The 16,875-nt window shown below is 62.2% G+C and carries 18 protein-coding genes; 1 reads left to right on the top strand and 17 read right to left on the bottom strand.

Going from position 1 to position 16,875, the window contains the following annotated elements; all coding sequences use genetic code 11:
- Positions 1–25 precede the first annotated feature (25 nt).
- From L6Q21_RS00945 to L6Q21_RS01025, 17 genes are all read right to left on the bottom strand, one after another.
- Positions 26–1,036, bottom strand: coding sequence for a pepsin/retropepsin-like aspartic protease family protein (locus tag L6Q21_RS00945; protein WP_125723805.1), 1,011 nt, complete (start codon positions 1,034–1,036; stop codon positions 26–28).
- 69 nt (positions 1,037–1,105) lie between these two features.
- A complete protein-coding gene (locus L6Q21_RS00950; protein WP_230188887.1) occupies positions 1,106–2,890 on the bottom strand; it encodes a monovalent cation:proton antiporter-2 (CPA2) family protein in 1,785 nt (594 codons plus the stop codon).
- A gap of 30 nt (positions 2,891–2,920) precedes the next feature.
- A complete protein-coding gene (locus tag L6Q21_RS00955) occupies positions 2,921–3,961 on the bottom strand; it encodes an alpha/beta hydrolase (RefSeq protein ID WP_051767932.1) in 1,041 nt (346 codons plus the stop codon).
- Between the two features lie 69 nt (positions 3,962–4,030).
- Positions 4,031–4,444: a RidA family protein gene (locus tag L6Q21_RS00960; protein WP_237828529.1), complete on the bottom strand. Its 414-nt coding sequence runs from the start codon at positions 4,442–4,444 to the stop codon at positions 4,031–4,033.
- A gap of 63 nt (positions 4,445–4,507) precedes the next feature.
- Complete coding sequence (locus L6Q21_RS00965; RefSeq protein WP_081856569.1) at positions 4,508–5,410, bottom strand: CPBP family intramembrane glutamic endopeptidase; 903 nt, start codon at positions 5,408–5,410, stop codon at positions 4,508–4,510.
- Positions 5,407–6,288: a hypothetical protein gene (locus L6Q21_RS00970; protein ID WP_188084299.1), complete on the bottom strand. Its 882-nt coding sequence runs from the start codon at positions 6,286–6,288 to the stop codon at positions 5,407–5,409. Before L6Q21_RS00970 ends, L6Q21_RS00965 begins: the two co-directional genes overlap by 4 nt.
- A gap of 50 nt (positions 6,289–6,338) precedes the next feature.
- Entirely contained in the window at positions 6,339–6,788 is a 450-nt protein-coding gene (locus tag L6Q21_RS00975) for an OsmC family protein (protein ID WP_051767934.1), read from the bottom strand.
- A gap of 19 nt (positions 6,789–6,807) precedes the next feature.
- A complete protein-coding gene (locus L6Q21_RS00980; protein WP_162180680.1) occupies positions 6,808–7,698 on the bottom strand; it encodes a retropepsin-like aspartic protease in 891 nt (296 codons plus the stop codon).
- A gap of 134 nt (positions 7,699–7,832) precedes the next feature.
- Positions 7,833–8,726, bottom strand: a complete 894-nt coding sequence (locus L6Q21_RS00985; protein ID WP_030538470.1) for a pirin family protein — start codon at positions 8,724–8,726, stop codon at positions 7,833–7,835.
- Positions 8,719–9,015 carry a GNAT family N-acetyltransferase gene (locus L6Q21_RS00990; RefSeq protein ID WP_030538471.1) on the bottom strand — a complete coding sequence of 99 codons (297 nt, stop codon included), beginning with the start codon at positions 9,013–9,015 and terminating at the stop codon, positions 8,719–8,721. The genes L6Q21_RS00985 and L6Q21_RS00990 overlap by 8 nt, the downstream gene beginning before the upstream one ends.
- On the bottom strand, positions 9,012–9,854 hold the full coding sequence (locus tag L6Q21_RS00995; RefSeq protein WP_030538472.1) for an alpha/beta fold hydrolase: 843 nt from the start codon (positions 9,852–9,854) through the stop codon (positions 9,012–9,014). The genes L6Q21_RS00990 and L6Q21_RS00995 overlap by 4 nt, the downstream gene beginning before the upstream one ends.
- A gap of 137 nt (positions 9,855–9,991) precedes the next feature.
- Positions 9,992–10,642 (bottom strand): FMN-dependent NADH-azoreductase, encoded by a 651-nt coding sequence (locus tag L6Q21_RS01000; RefSeq protein WP_051767936.1) that lies wholly within the window; start codon positions 10,640–10,642, stop codon positions 9,992–9,994.
- Positions 10,643–10,932: 290 nt separating this feature from the next.
- On the bottom strand, positions 10,933–11,796 hold the full coding sequence (locus tag L6Q21_RS01005) for an SDR family NAD(P)-dependent oxidoreductase (protein WP_030538474.1): 864 nt from the start codon (positions 11,794–11,796) through the stop codon (positions 10,933–10,935).
- A gap of 39 nt (positions 11,797–11,835) precedes the next feature.
- Positions 11,836–12,876: an LLM class flavin-dependent oxidoreductase gene (locus tag L6Q21_RS01010; RefSeq protein WP_030538475.1), complete on the bottom strand. Its 1,041-nt coding sequence runs from the start codon at positions 12,874–12,876 to the stop codon at positions 11,836–11,838.
- A 43-nt stretch (positions 12,877–12,919) separates the two neighbouring features.
- Complete coding sequence (locus L6Q21_RS01015) at positions 12,920–13,381, bottom strand: VOC family protein (RefSeq protein WP_030538476.1); 462 nt, start codon at positions 13,379–13,381, stop codon at positions 12,920–12,922.
- 136 nt (positions 13,382–13,517) lie between these two features.
- On the bottom strand, positions 13,518–15,008 hold the full coding sequence (locus L6Q21_RS01020; RefSeq protein ID WP_237751472.1) for an alginate export family protein: 1,491 nt from the start codon (positions 15,006–15,008) through the stop codon (positions 13,518–13,520).
- A gap of 50 nt (positions 15,009–15,058) precedes the next feature.
- Positions 15,059–15,712 carry a hydrolase gene (locus tag L6Q21_RS01025; RefSeq protein ID WP_030538478.1) on the bottom strand — a complete coding sequence of 218 codons (654 nt, stop codon included), beginning with the start codon at positions 15,710–15,712 and terminating at the stop codon, positions 15,059–15,061.
- 143 nt (positions 15,713–15,855) lie between these two features.
- Between L6Q21_RS01025 and L6Q21_RS01030 the strand changes: the two genes are divergently transcribed.
- Entirely contained in the window at positions 15,856–16,752 is an 897-nt protein-coding gene (locus tag L6Q21_RS01030; protein WP_237828530.1) for a LysR family transcriptional regulator, read from the top strand.
- The last annotated feature ends 123 nt before the right edge of the window (positions 16,753–16,875 follow it).

Raw genomic sequence — 16,875 nt, forward strand, 5'->3', positions numbered from 1 at the left:
CACGTATTTCGCCGTCCGTCAGAAATCATTGCGCAAGGAGGTAGAGCTGTTTCTCTCGGTAGTCCCAGACAGTCTTGAAATTCCGCAGGAAGACAAAACCGAGTTCGAGTTCTGTATCTTCGGTAATTCCAACCGGCGCTGCGCTGGCCGACGCGCCCTCTTCGACCTCGATGCCCGGAGCGCTGACGTCGATCCTATCGGCAATCCGAACAGTCGCTAGGTCGAATGTGTCCGGGTTTTCCGTTGAGCTTAGCTGACCACCGTCAAGCAGGCGCCGTCTTTTTTCCTCACCGATATTCAGAGACCCATACATGCCGGTGTCCAGGCTGACGATCGCATCCACATCGCCGATACGCGCCCGTATCAAAGGGATGTTGGGGAGCTTCCGGGTTTCGAACGGCAATGCTGCAACGAGCTTTTCGCCACCCAGAAATCTGTCAGGACCTTCTTCGTAGAAGGTTACTTCTAAATGCTGATAATCAAGTTTCATAGCGTAGCTGGAGAAAAATCCGTAGCCGATCCAGCCTAAAAAATCTGGCGTGATCTTCTCGAGCATACGCGCGTCCTGGCTCCGCACGCTGGTTACGCGCGGATAGTCGATATCCCCGATACGAATCTTCCGGACCTCAGAATGGAGGCGCACATCGTAGGTCTGGCCACTGCCGAAATGACCGGTGCCTATCTTGCTTCCCCCAACTAACGGCACCCGATGATCGTTGATCACAAGGGCATCCTGCATACCGGTGTCGAGCATGAACTTGCCCCTCACACCTGCGATCTCGCCCTCGATGAAGGGAAACTCCCGGACCATGACAAGAGGCAGTGTAACTGTCTTGCCGGCCAGCCGCATTTCCGGAGCGCGGTCTGATTTGGTTGAGATTGGAGGATTGGCGGTCGCAGATAGAGGTGTCACCAACGCTACCAAGAGCGACAGCTGTATCGCTTTACATCGCATGATGACTTTCAGATTGGCCGATAATCCTGATTGAGGGCCCTCATCGGAAGTAGTGATGGCCGCTTTAATCTCCAATTGCATTTTTCTGGTCGCTTTCGTTCGTCGGCATTGTTGGCTGGTTCACTTTCCACGTGAGTGGCCGTCCGGCTCTTACAACACTCGTTCATTCCCGGACTCGCGCGCGAGCGTGCCCACTAGCGGTTCGGGCCGGGGCTGAAGGAGCAGCCGATCGCTTCCTGACATGGCGTCTCCCTGGACCTGCTCGGAAAGGCGCTCATCGTCGCGACGGCGGATATCTTCAGCAACGTCAGCAATCTCAGCCTCGGGAAAGCCCAGCACGCGCAGACCTTCAGCGCCCATCACATAGGCGGACTCGACTGTCTCTCGGACCTGATAGCCTACGCCAGCCCGGATCAATTCCACCGCATGCGCACGGTCGCGGCTTCGAACCAGGAGTTTCGCCTGCGGAAACTCATGCTGCGCCAACTCTACGATCTGCATCGCAGCCTTGGGATCATCGATGCAGACCATGATGACATCGGCACCGCCTGCGCCGGAATGATGCAGCACATCGAGCCGCGCGCCGTCTCCAAAGAACACCTTGAATCCATATCGCTCCGCGTCACGGATTCGATCTGGATCGTTGTCAATGACTGAAAGGTCAACGCCCTGGGCCAGAAGCAGTTGGGAGGCGATTTGCCCGAACCGTCCAAAGCCTATTATCAGCACGCGTCCTTTCAGGTCACGGGCATCATCGACGCCGTCCATCGACGTCTCCGTCCGCAAGACCCGCTCGGCCGCGATCATCAGCAGCGGGGTCAAGGCCATCGAAAGGATGACGACGGTGGCGAAGACGGCATTCTGTCGTGAGTCGATGACGCCACCGGCCGTTGCAGCCGTGTACAGGACGAATGCAAACTCACCGCCCTGGAGGAACATGGAGGTGCGATGGAGCGCCTGGTGATTGGAGCTGCCGAAAAGCCGCGCGACTCCATAGACGACCACGGCCTTGGCGACCGTGAAGGCAGCCAGCATGGCAAGCAGAAGCCGCCATTCGGCCGCAACGATCGCGAGATCGAGGGACATGCCGACAGCTAGGAAGAAAAGCCCCATCAGTAGGCCGCGAAAGGGCTCGATGTCGCTTTCTATCTGATGGCGATAGCTCGAGTTCGACAGCATGACGCCGGCGAGGAATGCGCCCATGGCCATCGAGAGGCCCGCGACGTCCATCAGCAACGCTGCCCCGAGCACAACGAGCAGTGCTCCCGCCGTCAGGACCTCGCGGGTCCGCGCACGGGCGAGGAGCGCGAAGAATGGATTAAGCGCCCAGCGCGAGATGCCGAGCAGCGCGAACAACGCGGCAACTGCAACCAGCAAATTCGCCCATGATGCCTCCCCGTGAGACAAGGGTGACAGAAAGCCGACCACCGCAAGGAGCGGAACGATCATCAGATCCTCGAAGAGGAGGATCGCGACAGACTTCTGCCCCTCGCTCCCCGATATCTCTCCGCGATCCTGCAACACCGACATGATGACGGCTGTCGAGGAGAGGACGAAGCCAGTCCCGGCGATGAATGCGACAGGGCCCGGCAAGCCGAAGAGGAGCGCGCCGGTCAATCCCAGGGTGGCGATAGCGGCAGCGACTTGCGCAAGCCCCAGCCCAAAGATCTGGCCGCGCATCGCCCATAATTTATAGGGTCGCAGTTCGAGCCCGATGACGAAGAGAAACATCACCACGCCAAGTTCGGAGAAGTGAAGGATGGATTGCGCATCGGTGAAAAGACCCAGCACCGATGGCCCCACCAATACACCGGCGCCGAAATAGCCGAGCACTGATCCCAGTCCGAGCCGCCTGAATAGCGGCACCGCAAGGACAGCCGCGCCCATCAATGCGACGGCAGGCCCAATCGTTTGTCCAAGGCTTACATCAGCCATGGTCGCCCTCGGGGTTCTTTCGGAATGGGCTCAATTTTGATTCCTCCCGTCGGACGTAATCGGGGCTGTTTCTTGTGCATCCTGCTTCGGCCATCGCAGTTGCACGAAGCGGCTGATTTCGTGTTGGAGCTCAAGGTCTTCCGGGGTTCCGCCCCCGAAGCCCCCGTGCGGCATCGCTTCGAAGATATGCAATTCGGCCGACACGCCCGCCCGGCGCAGCGCGCGGTGCATACGAACTGTGTTGGAAAGAAAGAGGTCGCGGGTGCCCGACTGTAGAAATGTGGGCGGAAAGCCACTCAGGTCACCATATAGCGGTGATATGTGGGCCTGCGAAAGGTCAGCCCCGGCCGCGTAAAGTAGGTTGCTCGACGTCAGACGCGTAGGCAGCACCAGATCCACAAGCCAATTTGTCTCGAAGCTATCGCCGGACTCCGTCAGATCGACCTGCGGCGACAGCAGCACCAGCCCAGCCGGGAATGGCAAACCCTCGTCTCGCGCTCTGAGCAGGGTCGCGGCCGCAAGATTGCCGCCTGCCGAACGTCCACCGATGACGACGTCTTCCGGTCGGTGGCGCTCAAGCACGTAGCGATAGGCCGACAGGGCGTCGTCCAACGCTGCGGGAAAGGGATGCTCGGGCGGGGTTCGGTAATCCACGCCGTAGCATTTCACGCCATTTTGGTCGGCCTGCATCTGCGCTCCCACACGGCAGGCCTCACCGCCGCCAAACACCAGCGCGCCGCCATGGAAGTCGATATAGGCGCGCCCTTCGTCCGTTAGCGTTCGCGGCGTAGCAAGATGGATCGTTGCGCCATGCCCGGTAAGCGTTTCGACGGTCGAGCCGGATTGTCCGGCCAGCGCATTCACCGCCACCGCATATTGGCCGTCGACCTGGGTCTTGACGTGCAGCCATGCCTGAAGGTCGTCGGGGCTGGGCGCGACGAAGGCCGCGTTCAGCACGCTCCCGTCGGCGCGGACAAGACGTTCCAGCGCGGCACGAGCGGCGTCGCTTATCGAGGACGGGAAAGGGACGGTGTGCTGCGGTACGGCTACGCCGAAGTTCGGATCGTTCATCTGTGCTCGAACTCTTTGATGATGCAGGTACGGATATCCGCCTCCAGGGCTTCCGCCAGCGCTGCGTTGTCATGTCACGATCGCGGTCACCCGAATCTCGATCCGCATTTCCGGAAGACCAAGTGCGTCGACACCAACCTGCGTCCAGATCGGCGCATGATCGGGCATATAGCGCCTGAATAGCGTTGCCATCGTCTCGTTGACCACCGGCGGGAATCCGCCGACGTGGTACGAGTTCACATGCACAACATTCGCCCAGCTTGCCCCCGCGGTGGAGAGTGTGCGCTCGACATTTTGAAAGGCCTGCGCGATCTCGTTTTCGAGGTCGGCGGCTATGACAAGATCGTTGTTCCAACCTCCCTGACCGGAGATTTCCACGCGGTTCCCGATACGCACGGCCTGAGAGTAATGGAGCAGGTCTCGAAGTCGGTCGCCATAACCGGGCGTGACGAAGAATGAGGGTGGTTGCATGATCGTCTCCACGAAGGGGAAAGGTGCGACGGCGCTTTACATGTCGGGCGGGTGGTGGGGCGATGCTTGCTTGGCTCACGAAACCTCGCTCGATCCGCCTGGCGAGCGCAGGCGCCACCAACAGATCGCACCGACAACGAAGATCAGGGCCGTCCTGACGAGATGACCGTCGAGCGCGGAGCCGGAGAGCCGAAGGTCGTCGAAGACCCCTTGCTGGATCGAGTTTACGGCCGCATGCGCAAGCGCCGCGGACCAAAAGCTCCCCGAACGAACGGTCAGCCACCCAAAGAGCAACGATGCGCCAAGCATCTGCAGCGGGAACAGCACCAGCGCGCCGAGCAAGGGGGTTTCCGGGAAGTTGTAGCCGGCGATCAGCCCCGGCAAGTGCCACGCCCACCAGATAAGCGCGACCCATAAGATGGCAGCCACAACGCCACAATGCTGTTCCAGATGGCCTTGAAGAAAGCCGCGCCAGGCAAATTCCTCGCCGGTCGTCGCGACAAGCCCGATGGTCGAATAAATAATCGCAGTGGCGCCAACATTGAGCAGGAAGAGAGGCCAGTGTTGAAAACCAGCGCCCAATACCCATGGTCCTCCCGCGACAGAAACCCCGCTCGCAGCAAAGGTGAACCATCCCGATGTCGCCAATCCCGCCAACATGAGGATCCCGAGCATGGCGAAGGCTATCATCGTTTCCACGCCGATCCCGATCGGGAGGTAGCCTAATTTACCCAAGCGCCAACGGACGCCCTCGCGCGCCGCTCGACTGCGGGTCATAAACGCCAGGGCCAGGAAGGTCGGCGACCACATCACGAGGATGAAGACCGCTTTTGTGAGGCTGTTGTCGAGACCGAGCAGAAGGATAGCCGGAAGCTGGATGCACCAGCTCAGCGCGATAGCCAGGATCGCGTAGAGCACGATTGCCCGGAGCGTCATGGGCCTGCGCAAACTCTCAATGTTGATGGTGGCTCCAGTCATTCAGCACCCACCCGCGCTGGCTCACGGTCGCGGCCGAATACGTCCCAAGCCAGAGCGACGAGAGCTCCAAGAATGAGGAATTCCAAAAGAAACTGGCTCCAGCTCAAAACGCCCACAAGGACGGATTCGCCGGTGAAAGCGCTGTACAAGAGCGTGTTGCCGATCACGCCTTTGAGAAGCGCCACGAGGAAGGCGATGATCAGCACGCGGACTGACCTCGATCTTGGAAGCCCGTCCCAGATAAGCACCGTCATCAGCACCGCCCCGGCGACTGCCTCACCAAAGGACAAATATGCGGCAACGGTGACGTGAAACGGGTATGGAAACGCATAGAGATCGGGACGGGCCAGCCACGCGAAATGCTGGATGAGAGGTTCAAGCGCGTGGGCCACAAGCTTTCGAGCGGCCGTGCTGATCGCGCCGATCGCCAATGCGGCAATTAATAACGACGGAATGCCGAGAACCCATCGCACAGCGACCACGCACGACAGCGCAACGATGGCAACGCGTATCAGCGGACGGATCAGGCCGATCGCCGAATAGGCCCAGGCTCCCGTCACCACCCCACTCATGATCCCTACGCGCAATGTCTCTTGAATGGCAGCCATGATGACGAACGCGATGATCGTCCGCGCCATGATGCTGCGATGAGCCATGCTGGGATGGGCGAGCTTGAGAAAGGCGAGCAACGCACCGGCCATGAAGAATTCATTCAGCCATTGAGCCCAGACGGGTGGCTGAGGCAGCGGAAACGGCACGCCGGCCGCCAGCAGACCGACGTGAACGCTCATCGCCACGGCTCCAGCGAGAACCAGGCTCGCGGATAGCAGGCCGGGTCTTCGAACTGCAGATAAGGCGAAGGGAGCAGTCTGCTGCATCAATGCTCCTTCGTGATTCGGGCGTCCGGAGCTAGCTGGCGAAGTCATGGTCATTTGCCGAGGGATTCATCGAGGGACCGTCCGAGCTTCGTATTGATGACGGGGGCGCCCTCCAGAATGCGTTGAATGGGGCACTTGGCCGCGACGTCGAGCAAACGCTTTCGCTGCGCACCGTCGAGTTCGACACCTCGGATGAAGACGGTCTTCTCGAAGACATCGGCAGGGGTAGATGAGCCCGCAGATAGCTTCTTCGCGTGATCGACCACCACTTCCACATGCTCAAGCGGCCAGTTCTGCTGGCGGGCGAACCAGCGCACGGTGATGGCACTGCATTCGGCCAGGGCGGCCGTCATTAGCTCGAAGGGGTTTGGGCCAAGTCCCTCGCCGCCAGCGCTGATCGGCTCATCACCAACAATGCTGTGAGCACCCATTTCGATTTGAACTGCAAAGAGGCTTTCACCGGTTTCCGAAGCCGTCGCGCGGGTACGCAGTGCCACCATTCGATTTCTCTCCGATCCGTCAGCGCGGATCTGCATGGCGACGCCGCGCGTCGGCGTTGATGGAGGCCGCACGACCTGAGTTCTCGAGACGCGTGATGCACAGGCGGCGACCGGCATAGTCGAAAGCGATCACGCCACCGTTCCAAAGAGGGACGCCCAGGGTGCCGTCGATCCCAGTGCCTTCAAAAGCCGGGACGTCCGAGGTAAGGCTGACCTCCAGCGATCCGAAGCTGGAAGCGCCTGCACGGACATCGGCTACGCGAACGACCGCACCTTTCACCGCACCGCCGACGCCATAGCCTATTTCTTTCGCGACGGCCTTTTGGAGCAGCCTCTTGCCGGGTTCGCTACGAACGAAGTCGCCCCCCAGAACCAACGAACTGTGGCGGGTGCCAAGGTCGACCAGCACCTTGAGGCGAACCGGCCGTTCGCCGCCATCCGGGAGGACTTCGATCTCAACGACTGGAGACTCGTGCACGATCTCCAGCGGAATGGGAGAAGCACATCGAACCGTAGCTCCTGATCTGTCGACGGTTACCTGCCGGCGCGCGTAGTCGACACTGACCGTTCCGTTCTGGAAGGCTGGCGCACCAAGAAGTACATCGACGGGAAACCCGGCCGAGGATGACAGATTGCCAAGATCGACCGCGTATGCGGCGAGGTTCTCGAACCGGAACGGCCCCGCCGCCAGCCGTGAAATGGTGACGGGCATAAGCGCCTTCGCTTCGTTGCCGCCACCGGCGGCATCACCGGCCGAGCCACCCTCGCTGAGGCCGAGTTCCTTGCTGGCCTGCCGGTCGATGAGCACCGCACCCGCCCCACTGTCAAGAACCCCGCTTCGTCGCTGTCCGTTCACGTCCACCGATATCCGGACAAGGTTGTCCGCCAACTCGAAGGGTATGACGGTCACCTCTGAGGTCGTTGGAGTCGGGACGCGGGACGCGGGCGCAGGTGCGTCCTGCACCCTTGCCGGCGATCCTGCCTGACCGCTGCCAGCGAGGAAGAGCGCCGCCACAAGTGCGACGCTGCTCGACACTGAGCCGCTCATTTTTCGGCGCTAGCCGGTTGCGCCGGCTCGTCCGGCAGTGGGATGAATTCGCCATCGTCCGCATCCGGCAGCTTCATGCGGCCCGCCTTCCAGTCGGATGCCGCCTGGGCGAGCCGATCCTTCGAGGACGACACGAAGTTCCAGAAGATGTGGCGCTCGCCGATGGGCTCGCCGCCGAGAACCATGACGGTCGAATGCGTCTTGGCCTTGAAGTGCGAGGCACCCGCACCCAGCACCAGCATCTGGCCGGCTTCGTAGCGCGTGCCGTGCATCTCGATCGCGCCCGCCGCGATGTAGAGCGCGCGTTCCTCGTGCTTGTCCGGCACCTCGGCAACCGCGCCTGGCTCCATCTCGAGATGGGCGTAGAAGAGTGGGGAATGGGTCTTGGCACCCGCCGTGAGGCCGTAGGCGCTGCCGGCGATGAGATGACCGGCAACCCCGCCGTCGTTCCAGTGCGGAAGGTTCGTTCCCGCATAGTGGGTGAAAGATGGCGCCGTCTCCTCGAACTCCTCAGGCAGCGCGACCCACGCTTGGATACCATGCAGGCGGTCGCCGACCGCGCGGGCATGCTCGAAACGCTCGCTGTGCGTGATTCCGCTGCCAGCCGTCATCCAGTTCACTTGCCTTGGCCGAATCGGCTGCTCGTAGCCCAGGCTGTCCCGGTGCATGATCTCGCCCGAGAACAGATAGCTCACGGTCGAAAGCCCGACGTGGGGATGTGCCCTTACATCGAACTTGCGGTCGAGGCCGAGAGCCAGATCGACCGGTCCCATGTGGTCGAAGAAGATGAAGGGGCCAATCATACGGCGCTTCGCGAAAGGCAGGACGCGGCCGACTTCGAAGCCGCCGCCCAGGTCGCGGCGACGCTGCTCGATGACCATTTCAATCATGGGGGCTCTCCGGCGCGATGATGTCGGCATATTCGGGATGCCGCGCGTAGTAGGCGGCCATGAAAGGGCAAAGCAGAACTGCCTTGCGTCCTGTGGCACGGATCGCCTCAAAGGTGCCGTACGCGAGTTTCGATCCGAGCCCTTGACCGGAGAAGTGTTCCGGCACGATCGTATGGGTTAGCACGATACTGTCGCCCTCGAGCCTGTAATAGGCTGCAGCCATCTCGTGGCTGCCTTCGATCGGCAGCTCGAAGCGGTGCTCGGGGGGATTGTCCTCGACGGCGCTCACGCGAGGGCCTCCCCTTTGGCGAACGCCAACAGGTCGGCGTTGATGATGTCGGGATGGGTCGCGAACATGCCGTGCGACAAACCGGGGTAGGTTTTGAGCGTGCCGTTCGGGAGAAGTTTGATCGCAGTGCGGGCGGAGGCATCGATCGGCACGACCTGATCGTCTTCGCCGTGCATCAAGAGCACGGGCAGCGATACCGCCTTCAGATCCTCGGTGAAGTCAGTTTCGGAGAAGGCGACGATACAGTCGTAGTGGGCCTTCGCGCCGCCCATCATGCCTTGGCGCCACCAGTTGCGGATCAGGCCTTCGCTGACTTCTGCGCCGTCGCGGTTGAAGCCGTAGAATGGACCGCTGGGCACAGCGAGGAAAAACTGCGCGCGGTTGCGGCTGAGCGCTTGGCGGAAACCATCAAAAACCGACATCGGCAGCCCGCCGGGATAGCGCTCCGTCGCCAGCATGATGGGCGGCACCGCGCCCAGTAGGACGGCCTTGGCGACGCGCCCCGGTGCGCTGCGTGCAACGTAGCGGATCACTTCGCCACCACCCGTCGAATGTCCGATATGCACCGCGTCCTTCAGATCCAGCGCTTCGGCCAGTTCCGCGACGTCGGCCGCATAGGTGTCCATCTCGTTGCCGATATCGGTCTGATCCGAGCGGCCATGGCCGCGCCGGTCATGCGCGACCACACGGTAGCCTTTGCCGAGAAAGAACAGCATCTGGTTGTCCCAGTCGTCGGAGCTCAGTGGCCAACCGTGATGGAACACGATGGGCTGGGCGTCGCGCGGTCCCCAATCCTTGTAGAAAAGGCGGGTGCCATCCTTTGTCGTTAGTGTTGACATCTACTGGTCAATCCTTCTCGTCGGAGTGTCTTCCTGTGGCTCAGATCAGCCACAATCGCAGTGCGGCCGGCTTGGAGGCCATGGTCTGGCGAACGGTGCCCGGCATCAGTTCCGCGTCACGCTTCCCGCGTAACCGCTCAGCCCTCCGCCTGATTGGGGAAGGTGGCTCCGCCGGCCGCGATCTGCGCGACGGCGGCCGCGATCTGCGATCTGGCATGCGCGATCCCCGCTTCACGCGCTTCGGGACCAAAGCCGATCTTCTCGGCGTGGACAAAGGCGACGTCGGTGATCCCGATAAAGCCGAGCAGCTGCTTGAGGTAGGGCTCCTGGAAGTCGATGACCTTGGCCGGCCCCTCGGTATAGAGACCGCCACGCGACTGGATCACGATGGCGCGAATGCCCTTGAGCAATCCTTCCGGTCCGGACTCGCCGTAAGCGAACGTGACGCGCGGACGCAGCACATGGTCGAACCAGGTGCGTAGTGACGACGGAATGCTGAAGTTATACATGGGCGCGCCGATCACGAGGACCGTCGCGTGCTGCAGCTCAGCGATGAGATCGTCCGATAGCGACTTGGTAACGAGCTCATCCTCAGTCGCCGCGACGGCGCGAATGCCGGCGACGGTTTTCGGCGTCAGGTGCGGTATCGGGTCACCGCCCAGGTCGCGACGGGTGACGACGGCATCGGGGTTCGCCGCCAGCAAGGACTGCACGGTGTCCTCCACCAGGGCACGCGAAACCGATCCTTCGCCCGAAGTGCTGCTATTAATCGCGAGAATTCGGTCCATACAGCGCTCCATTCTATCTCTGAAGCGCAGCCTACCATTCCCCCAAGCGGCTCAGTAGCATCGCCCGATGACAAGCTGTGTCGCAGAATGCGGAACTCTCCTGACCGTCTTGGCCCCGGGCGGAGTAGATCCACGGGAGTCGACGCGTGCTTCCCTCCTGAACCGGCGCTCGCCCGACGGACAGTTCCTGTAGCGGCCGTGCATGGTGCGACGGCGCCACCCGCACGTCACCGCCACGGGGCTGAATGGGGTTGCTAACGCGCCGAATTATCCGGCCTTGGGTGGTGAAATCAGTTGGGTCCGGCCAGTTGGATCCGAAGCGCATCAAGTTCCGCGTCGGTTTGTTCGCGGATCGCGCGCATCATGCGTTCCGCATCATGATCGATCGACGATCTGGGCGGAACATGCCGTTGGATCGATAGCTCCACCACGCGCGCCGCAACGGTGGTCGGTTCGCCCTGCGCTGCGGAGCCGGCGAGCTTCTCCATACAGACGCGCAGGCGATTGCCATAGAGCTTCCGCTGAGCCGCCGTCATGCTGTGGTCGATCTGCGCCAATGCCGCGGTAGCGCGCGAACCGGCCGCTTCGAGATCGCTCATCGATGCGACGATGACGTCGATACCGAAGGGCTTCAACTCTGCCCGGTAGGCAGCCGAGAAGGCCTCCATTGCCGCCTGCGACGCACCCGATACGCCATCAAAGTGACGAGGCATCTCCGCCGTCCATGAACTGATCTGGACGATGCGTCCGTGCGCCATCCGCAATGCCGGAAGGAAGGCGTTGATCACCGCGAGCCCGCCGAACACATTCACTTCAAATCCCTGACGGACCTCCTCCAGCGGGAGAAGTTCAAGTGGACCTGGCGACAGGTGGGTCGTGTTGTTGATGAGAATATCGAGTCCGGAGGCTCCGATCGCCTCGGACACTCCTGCGGCCCAAGCACTCACCGGCCCTGCATTCTTCAGATCGCATACCGCCAGACTGACACGCCCGTTGGATGCACGCCGTAAATCCTCCGCCTCCTGTGAAGAATTGGCGGTGCCGAAGACGATGTAGCGCTTGGCGGCGAGCCCAAGCGCGATCTCACGTCCAAGACCCCGCCCAGCACCCGTTACCACGACGGATCGACCGGACCGTCCAATGCGCGTCGGCATGTCGTGTGCCCTTTGCCCTTTGCTCGAAAGTGGAAAGCCTCATCCTGTTCGAAGGCGTTCCCGCACCATGGGAGCGACTTCAGCACCGAGGAATTCGATCGACCTTTTCATCGCGGCCGTTTCGAGCGACGCGGTACTCATTTGGAAGGTGATGCGGGAGACGCCGCCCAGCGCCTCGCTGGCGCGCAACATCTTGGCCGCCACCGTTTCCGGGCTGCCGACCAGGAACGCGCCCTCCGGGCCGGCCATGTCGTCGAACTGCGCGCGTGTCGGCGGCGACCAGCCGCGCTCGCGGCCGACTTTGCCGGTCAGGTGCGCCCAGCCAGGAAAGAAGGCGTCGCGCGCCGCGGCGTCGGTCTCACCGACGAAACCCATCGCATGAATGCCAACCTTGAGTTTGGCAGGATCATGTCCGGCCTCGGCACCTGCCTCGCGATAGGAATCGACCGCCGGCCTGAACCGATCAAACGTGCCACCGATAATGGCCACCATCAGCGGAAGGCCTAGCGTTCCGGCGCGCGCGAACGATTGCGGCGAGCCACCAACGCCAACCCAAACCGGGAGGCGCGGCTGATGAGGCCGCGGGAATACACCCTGACCGTTGAGTGCCGGCCGAAACCGACCTTGCCACGTTGGGTGGCTCGTTTCGCCGAGCTTCAGGAAGAGTGCAAGATTCTCCGCAAACAGCTCGTCATAGGCACGCGTATCGAGACCGAACAGAGGGAACGCCTCGCCGAACGAACCCCGCCCGACGACGAGCTCGGCACGCCCCCGGGAGATCAGGTCGATCGTCGCGAATTCCTGGAAGACCCGCACGGGATCCGCCGCGCTCAGAATCGTCACAGCACTGGTGAGCCGAATACGGCTTGTGCGCGCAGCAGCCGCGGCGAGAATGATCGACGGAGCGGAATCGAGGAACTCGGCCCGGTGATGCTCCCCGATGCCGAACACGTCGAGCCCGACCCGGTCCGCGACCTCGACCTCCTCAAGCAGCTCTGCCATACGATCGGTCGCCGACGGCAGCGCGCCGGTCGTGGGATCGGGCAGAATCGCTGCAAAGCTGTCGATACCTATGTCCATCGAAACTACTCCACTGAAGCCATGTCGAGCGACGCCGGGGAAATCAGGCGACCACCTCGGCAATCTCGATCAGGTTGCCGAAAGGGTCGGCGAAGAAGGCAAGCCGGCGGCTGATGGCTTCGACCAGGAACGGCCCGGCCACGATAGTCACACCGCGTTCCCGCAGCTTTTCGAGCGTCACGTCGATGCTCGCGACCTCGAGGCAGAAATGGTGATATCCGGCATAAACGAGGCTTTCGCCCAGATCAGCGTAGGGCCGCACATCGCGGGGGGCCGGCTCGCCGCCGCCCAGGATCTCGATGTGAAAGCGGTCGTCGGCTGGCGGTGCGATGAAGGCCAGCTTCTGGTCGCCATAGTCCCATTCGGCGACCACCCGGAAGTCGAGCGTCTCTACATACCAACGCTTGACGGTTTCATAGTCGGGCGCGCGCACCGCGACGTGATGGCCGCGCATGTCGGCGAAGGGCGAAGCAGCATTGTACGCGGGCGGAACGAGGTCGGTCATGAGAGCCCTCCTTCGTGATGAAAAATACGAAAACGCGGTAGAACCACTGCCCGCAGAGACCTGTAAGGCGACGATCGACCCCGCAGGCCCATCGCCCCCGCCGGGCCGAGGATGGGGAGCGCCGACCACCGCACGATCAGAACCTGAACGTCGTCTGGAAGCCAATCATCTTGATCGTCCGCGCCGGCCCGGTTTCCCGGATGAATTCCCCGGGCTGGAACGCACTGAGCGATCCCGTAAAGTTCACGTTCGGCGTCGCCTGCCAGCTTACGGCCAGTTCGAGCTCCTTGCCGATGAAACGCGCGTCGCTGTCCTTGCCGCTGCGGACCAGGAAACCGGGGACCGAGTAGACCCCGTCCTGGGTGCTCTGGCGCCAATAGGCCACGCCGGTCAGCGACACCGCGACGTCCTTGTGGGGATGAACCGTGATCGATGGCCGGACGTGGATCAGGTTTCTCGGACCGACCGGCGACAGCGCTCCAAAATACTTGCCGTTGGGGAAAAGTGCATTCAGCGTTCCCAGCTTGTGGTCGTTTGGATTCCCGTCGCCGGATACGACGTCGGCTGTGAGCCCAAGCTCGGGTTGCAGCGATACGTCACGGAAGCGATACCGCGTCTCGAACCCCGCGCCCCACGCCTCAGATTGGTAACCGGCGAAGGTGCCGCGCTGATTCGCCGCCTCGACATTCCAGGCCCAGGTCCCGTTGTCTCCAAAGATTCGCGAACCGAAGGTGTGCGCCAGTTGCCTGCCGGCCCCCTGATCGAAGACGGCGTTCTGATCCTGCAACCCGATGTAATACACATCGAAGCCGTTCAAGTGGCTAGAGTCGAGCCACTGCGTGGCGTAAAGGCCCCATACCTCCTTGCTGCGCGATCGTCTGTCGTTGAAGTCGCCCAGCCGCGTGTCGACCGGCTGGAGGTAGAAGCCGGTCACCTGGCGCGTCTTGCCGGTGTAGATCGCTTCAAACCCGTCGAACGGCAGAGGAACGCCGGTTCCATAGCGCCGGTCGATGAACCGCCCCGATCCGAAAGAAACGAGCTTGCGGCCCGCCGACAGGCGGAGCGTATCGTCACCCGCCACCGGCAGGTCAACGTCGACGAACGCCTGCAGCATATCGATGCCGGTGGCGTCCGCCGGGCCCTTCGGCCGATCTGTGCCCGAAATCCCCGAAAGAATCGGCATCGCGAAAACGCGGACCTTCCCGAGGTGCAGGTCGGCGTAAGGCATCAGACGGTTCCAGACGTAACCGTCGTTCGGCGATGATCCCCACAGCACATTGTCATAGCCTTCGTAGCGCGTGCGCGCCTCGAGGCCGGTCGAGAGGTAAACGCTGCCGTCGTCGTTCAACGAAATATATTTGAATGGCTCGGCCCAATCCCCCGTCCGCTTTGCGGGATCGGCGAGCCAGGACCAGTCTTCCGAATAGCGCTCGATCGTCAGCGTCGGGGCGCGTTCCACGTTGGTCGAAACCTGCGCGTTTGCCGCGAACGGTATCGCCGCCGCGGCGGCGACGAAGAGCAGGCGCCACCCGGCATCGGTGAGCGAAATGTTGCGTTGACCGCCATCGCCGGAAAGAAGATGTCTTGCGCGTCTGAGCCGCAGCATGGTGATGGCGAGCATCGACATGACACCGGTCTTCCACAGCGCGCCTGGCCGATACTCGCCAACCATCGCGATCAGCCCGCGTCGGACTCGACGGGGGTCTTGAGGAGCTGCTGCTCCCACAGATACGCAATTCCGCTGCCGCCAAAGTGCTGAATGAGGATCTCGGTCAGGTCTTCGACATGCTCGGTGCGCGCCCAGTCGCGCTGCCATTCACCAGCGAGCGCCATGACAGTCATCGGGTTCGCACCGGCCGCGATCATCCGCTGGACGGCGACCTCATGAGACTCCTTCGAGATACCGCCCGACGCGTCGGTGATCACCGTCACGTCCCAGCCTTCGCCGGCGGCCTGGATCACAGGCATCGCAACGCAGACTTCGGTCCAAAGGCCCGCGATGATGAGCTGCTTACGGCCGGTCGCCTTGACCGCGTCCACGACCTTCTGGTCCTGCCAGGTGTTGACCCAGGTCCGGTCGATCACCTCCTGACCCGGAAAGACGTCGGTGATCTGCTTGAAGAGGAGCCCGCCGCGGCCCGCGATCACGCTGGTGAGAATGGTCGGAACGTTGAAGGCTTTCGCCAGCTTCGCCAGGGCGGTCGTGAGATTGACCACAGCCTGAGGGTCGTGGCTGTTCAAGTTCGCGAGTTGATAGGGCTGGTGGTCAATCAGAACGAGGACTGAATCTTCGGGGCGAAGAAGCGAGTCGAGGCCGTTGCGGAATGTCATGGCAGGTCTTCCTTCCTAAAATTGGTTCCGTGGATCGCCGACATCGATCAAGACGACGTCCCGGGTTCGAATGTTGCCATTCCCCTTTCCGGTGCGGTAGCATCGGCGGACGATGTACTGTGTCGCACGAAGGGGAACGCTGAATGGAAATTGAAGATTTGCGGACGTTCGTCGAGGTCGCCGACGCGGGGGGTGTGACGCCCGCCTCTCGCCGCCTCGGCATATCCAAATCAATGGTCAGCCGGCGGCTTGTCCGGCTTGAGGCGGAGTTAAGCGTCCAGCTTCTCGCTCGCACCACCCGGGGTGCCGCGCTTACCGAAGCCGGCGCGACGTTCCGGGAATACGCCGCGCGGGTGGTCGCCGAGATAGATCTCGCCAAGGAAACAGTTCTGCCGGCAGGCGAGTTGAGGGGACGCCTCCGCGTCGCAGCGCCGCTGTCATTTGGACCGACGCACTTCGCGCCGGTCCTCGCCGATATGGCCTCGCGCCATCCGGAACTACACATCCACGCCGCCTATACGGATCGGTTCGTCGACCTGGTCGGCGAGGGATACGATTGCGCGATCCGCGTCGGCATGCTGCCCGATTCTAACCTGATCGCCAGAAGAATTGGCCCGCTTATCGGTAAGTACGTCGCGTCGCCGGCCTACATTGCAAAGCACGGATCACCGGAAACGCCCGAAGAGCTGGTGACCCATCAGGCGCTGATGCAGGGAACCGAGACATGGCTCGCTACGGTCGATGACAAGGTCATCACGATGCGACCGCAAGGTCGGTTCAAGGCTGACAACGGCGGCGCCCTGGTCGCCGCTGCGGTGGCCGGGATCGGGATCGCAGCTCTTCCTAACGACCTTATCCAGGAACATCTGGACTCGGGCGCACTGGTGCCAGTGATGCCGAATCATCCCATCCCTGAGCATGGCATTTACGTCGTCCGTCCGCCGGGACAGCACCCGTCGCGTAAGATTCGGGTCCTCACCGAGATGCTGATCGAGTGTTTCGGGCGCTCGACCGAGGATACGGAAACGCTCTCAGTATGAAGACCCCCATCAGCTTGACTTCGCCCTCAATGCGAAGGCGGTTTCGGCCCTTCTCCCACGACGCTTGCGAGGCCCCTCGGAACGGGCGCGCACCGCTGGGACTTCGCGGTCGACGGCGAACGT

Source organism: Sandaracinobacteroides sayramensis, assembly GCF_022014495.1.
GTDB classification, from domain to species: domain Bacteria; phylum Pseudomonadota; class Alphaproteobacteria; order Sphingomonadales; family Sphingomonadaceae; genus Sandaracinobacteroides; species Sandaracinobacteroides sayramense.

Excerpts from the sequence above, each read along its gene's own strand:
- L6Q21_RS00945 (WP_125723805.1), bottom strand. The coding sequence starts at position 1,036 with ATGCAATTGGAGATTAAAGCGGCCATCACTACTTCCGATGAGGGCCCT.
- L6Q21_RS00950 (WP_230188887.1), bottom strand. The coding sequence starts at position 2,890 with ATGGCTGATGTAAGCCTTGGACAAACGATTGGGCCTGCCGTCGCATTG.
- L6Q21_RS00955 (WP_051767932.1), bottom strand. The coding sequence starts at position 3,961 with ATGAACGATCCGAACTTCGGCGTAGCCGTACCGCAGCACACCGTCCCT.
- L6Q21_RS00965 (WP_081856569.1), bottom strand. The coding sequence starts at position 5,410 with ATGACTGGAGCCACCATCAACATTGAGAGTTTGCGCAGGCCCATGACG.
- L6Q21_RS00970 (WP_188084299.1), bottom strand. The coding sequence starts at position 6,288 with ATGCAGCAGACTGCTCCCTTCGCCTTATCTGCAGTTCGAAGACCCGGC.
- L6Q21_RS00975 (WP_051767934.1), bottom strand. The coding sequence starts at position 6,788 with ATGGTGGCACTGCGTACCCGCGCGACGGCTTCGGAAACCGGTGAAAGC.
- L6Q21_RS00985 (WP_030538470.1), bottom strand. The coding sequence starts at position 8,726 with ATGATTGAAATGGTCATCGAGCAGCGTCGCCGCGACCTGGGCGGCGGC.
- L6Q21_RS00995 (WP_030538472.1), bottom strand. The coding sequence starts at position 9,854 with ATGTCAACACTAACGACAAAGGATGGCACCCGCCTTTTCTACAAGGAT.
- L6Q21_RS01000 (WP_051767936.1), bottom strand. The coding sequence starts at position 10,642 with ATGGACCGAATTCTCGCGATTAATAGCAGCACTTCGGGCGAAGGATCG.
- L6Q21_RS01005 (WP_030538474.1), bottom strand. The coding sequence starts at position 11,796 with ATGCCGACGCGCATTGGACGGTCCGGTCGATCCGTCGTGGTAACGGGT.
- L6Q21_RS01010 (WP_030538475.1), bottom strand. The coding sequence starts at position 12,876 with ATGGACATAGGTATCGACAGCTTTGCAGCGATTCTGCCCGATCCCACG.
- L6Q21_RS01015 (WP_030538476.1), bottom strand. The coding sequence starts at position 13,381 with ATGACCGACCTCGTTCCGCCCGCGTACAATGCTGCTTCGCCCTTCGCC.
- L6Q21_RS01020 (WP_237751472.1), bottom strand. The coding sequence starts at position 15,008 with ATGTCGATGCTCGCCATCACCATGCTGCGGCTCAGACGCGCAAGACAT.
- L6Q21_RS01025 (WP_030538478.1), bottom strand. The coding sequence starts at position 15,712 with ATGACATTCCGCAACGGCCTCGACTCGCTTCTTCGCCCCGAAGATTCA.
- L6Q21_RS01030 (WP_237828530.1), top strand. The coding sequence starts at position 15,856 with ATGGAAATTGAAGATTTGCGGACGTTCGTCGAGGTCGCCGACGCGGGG.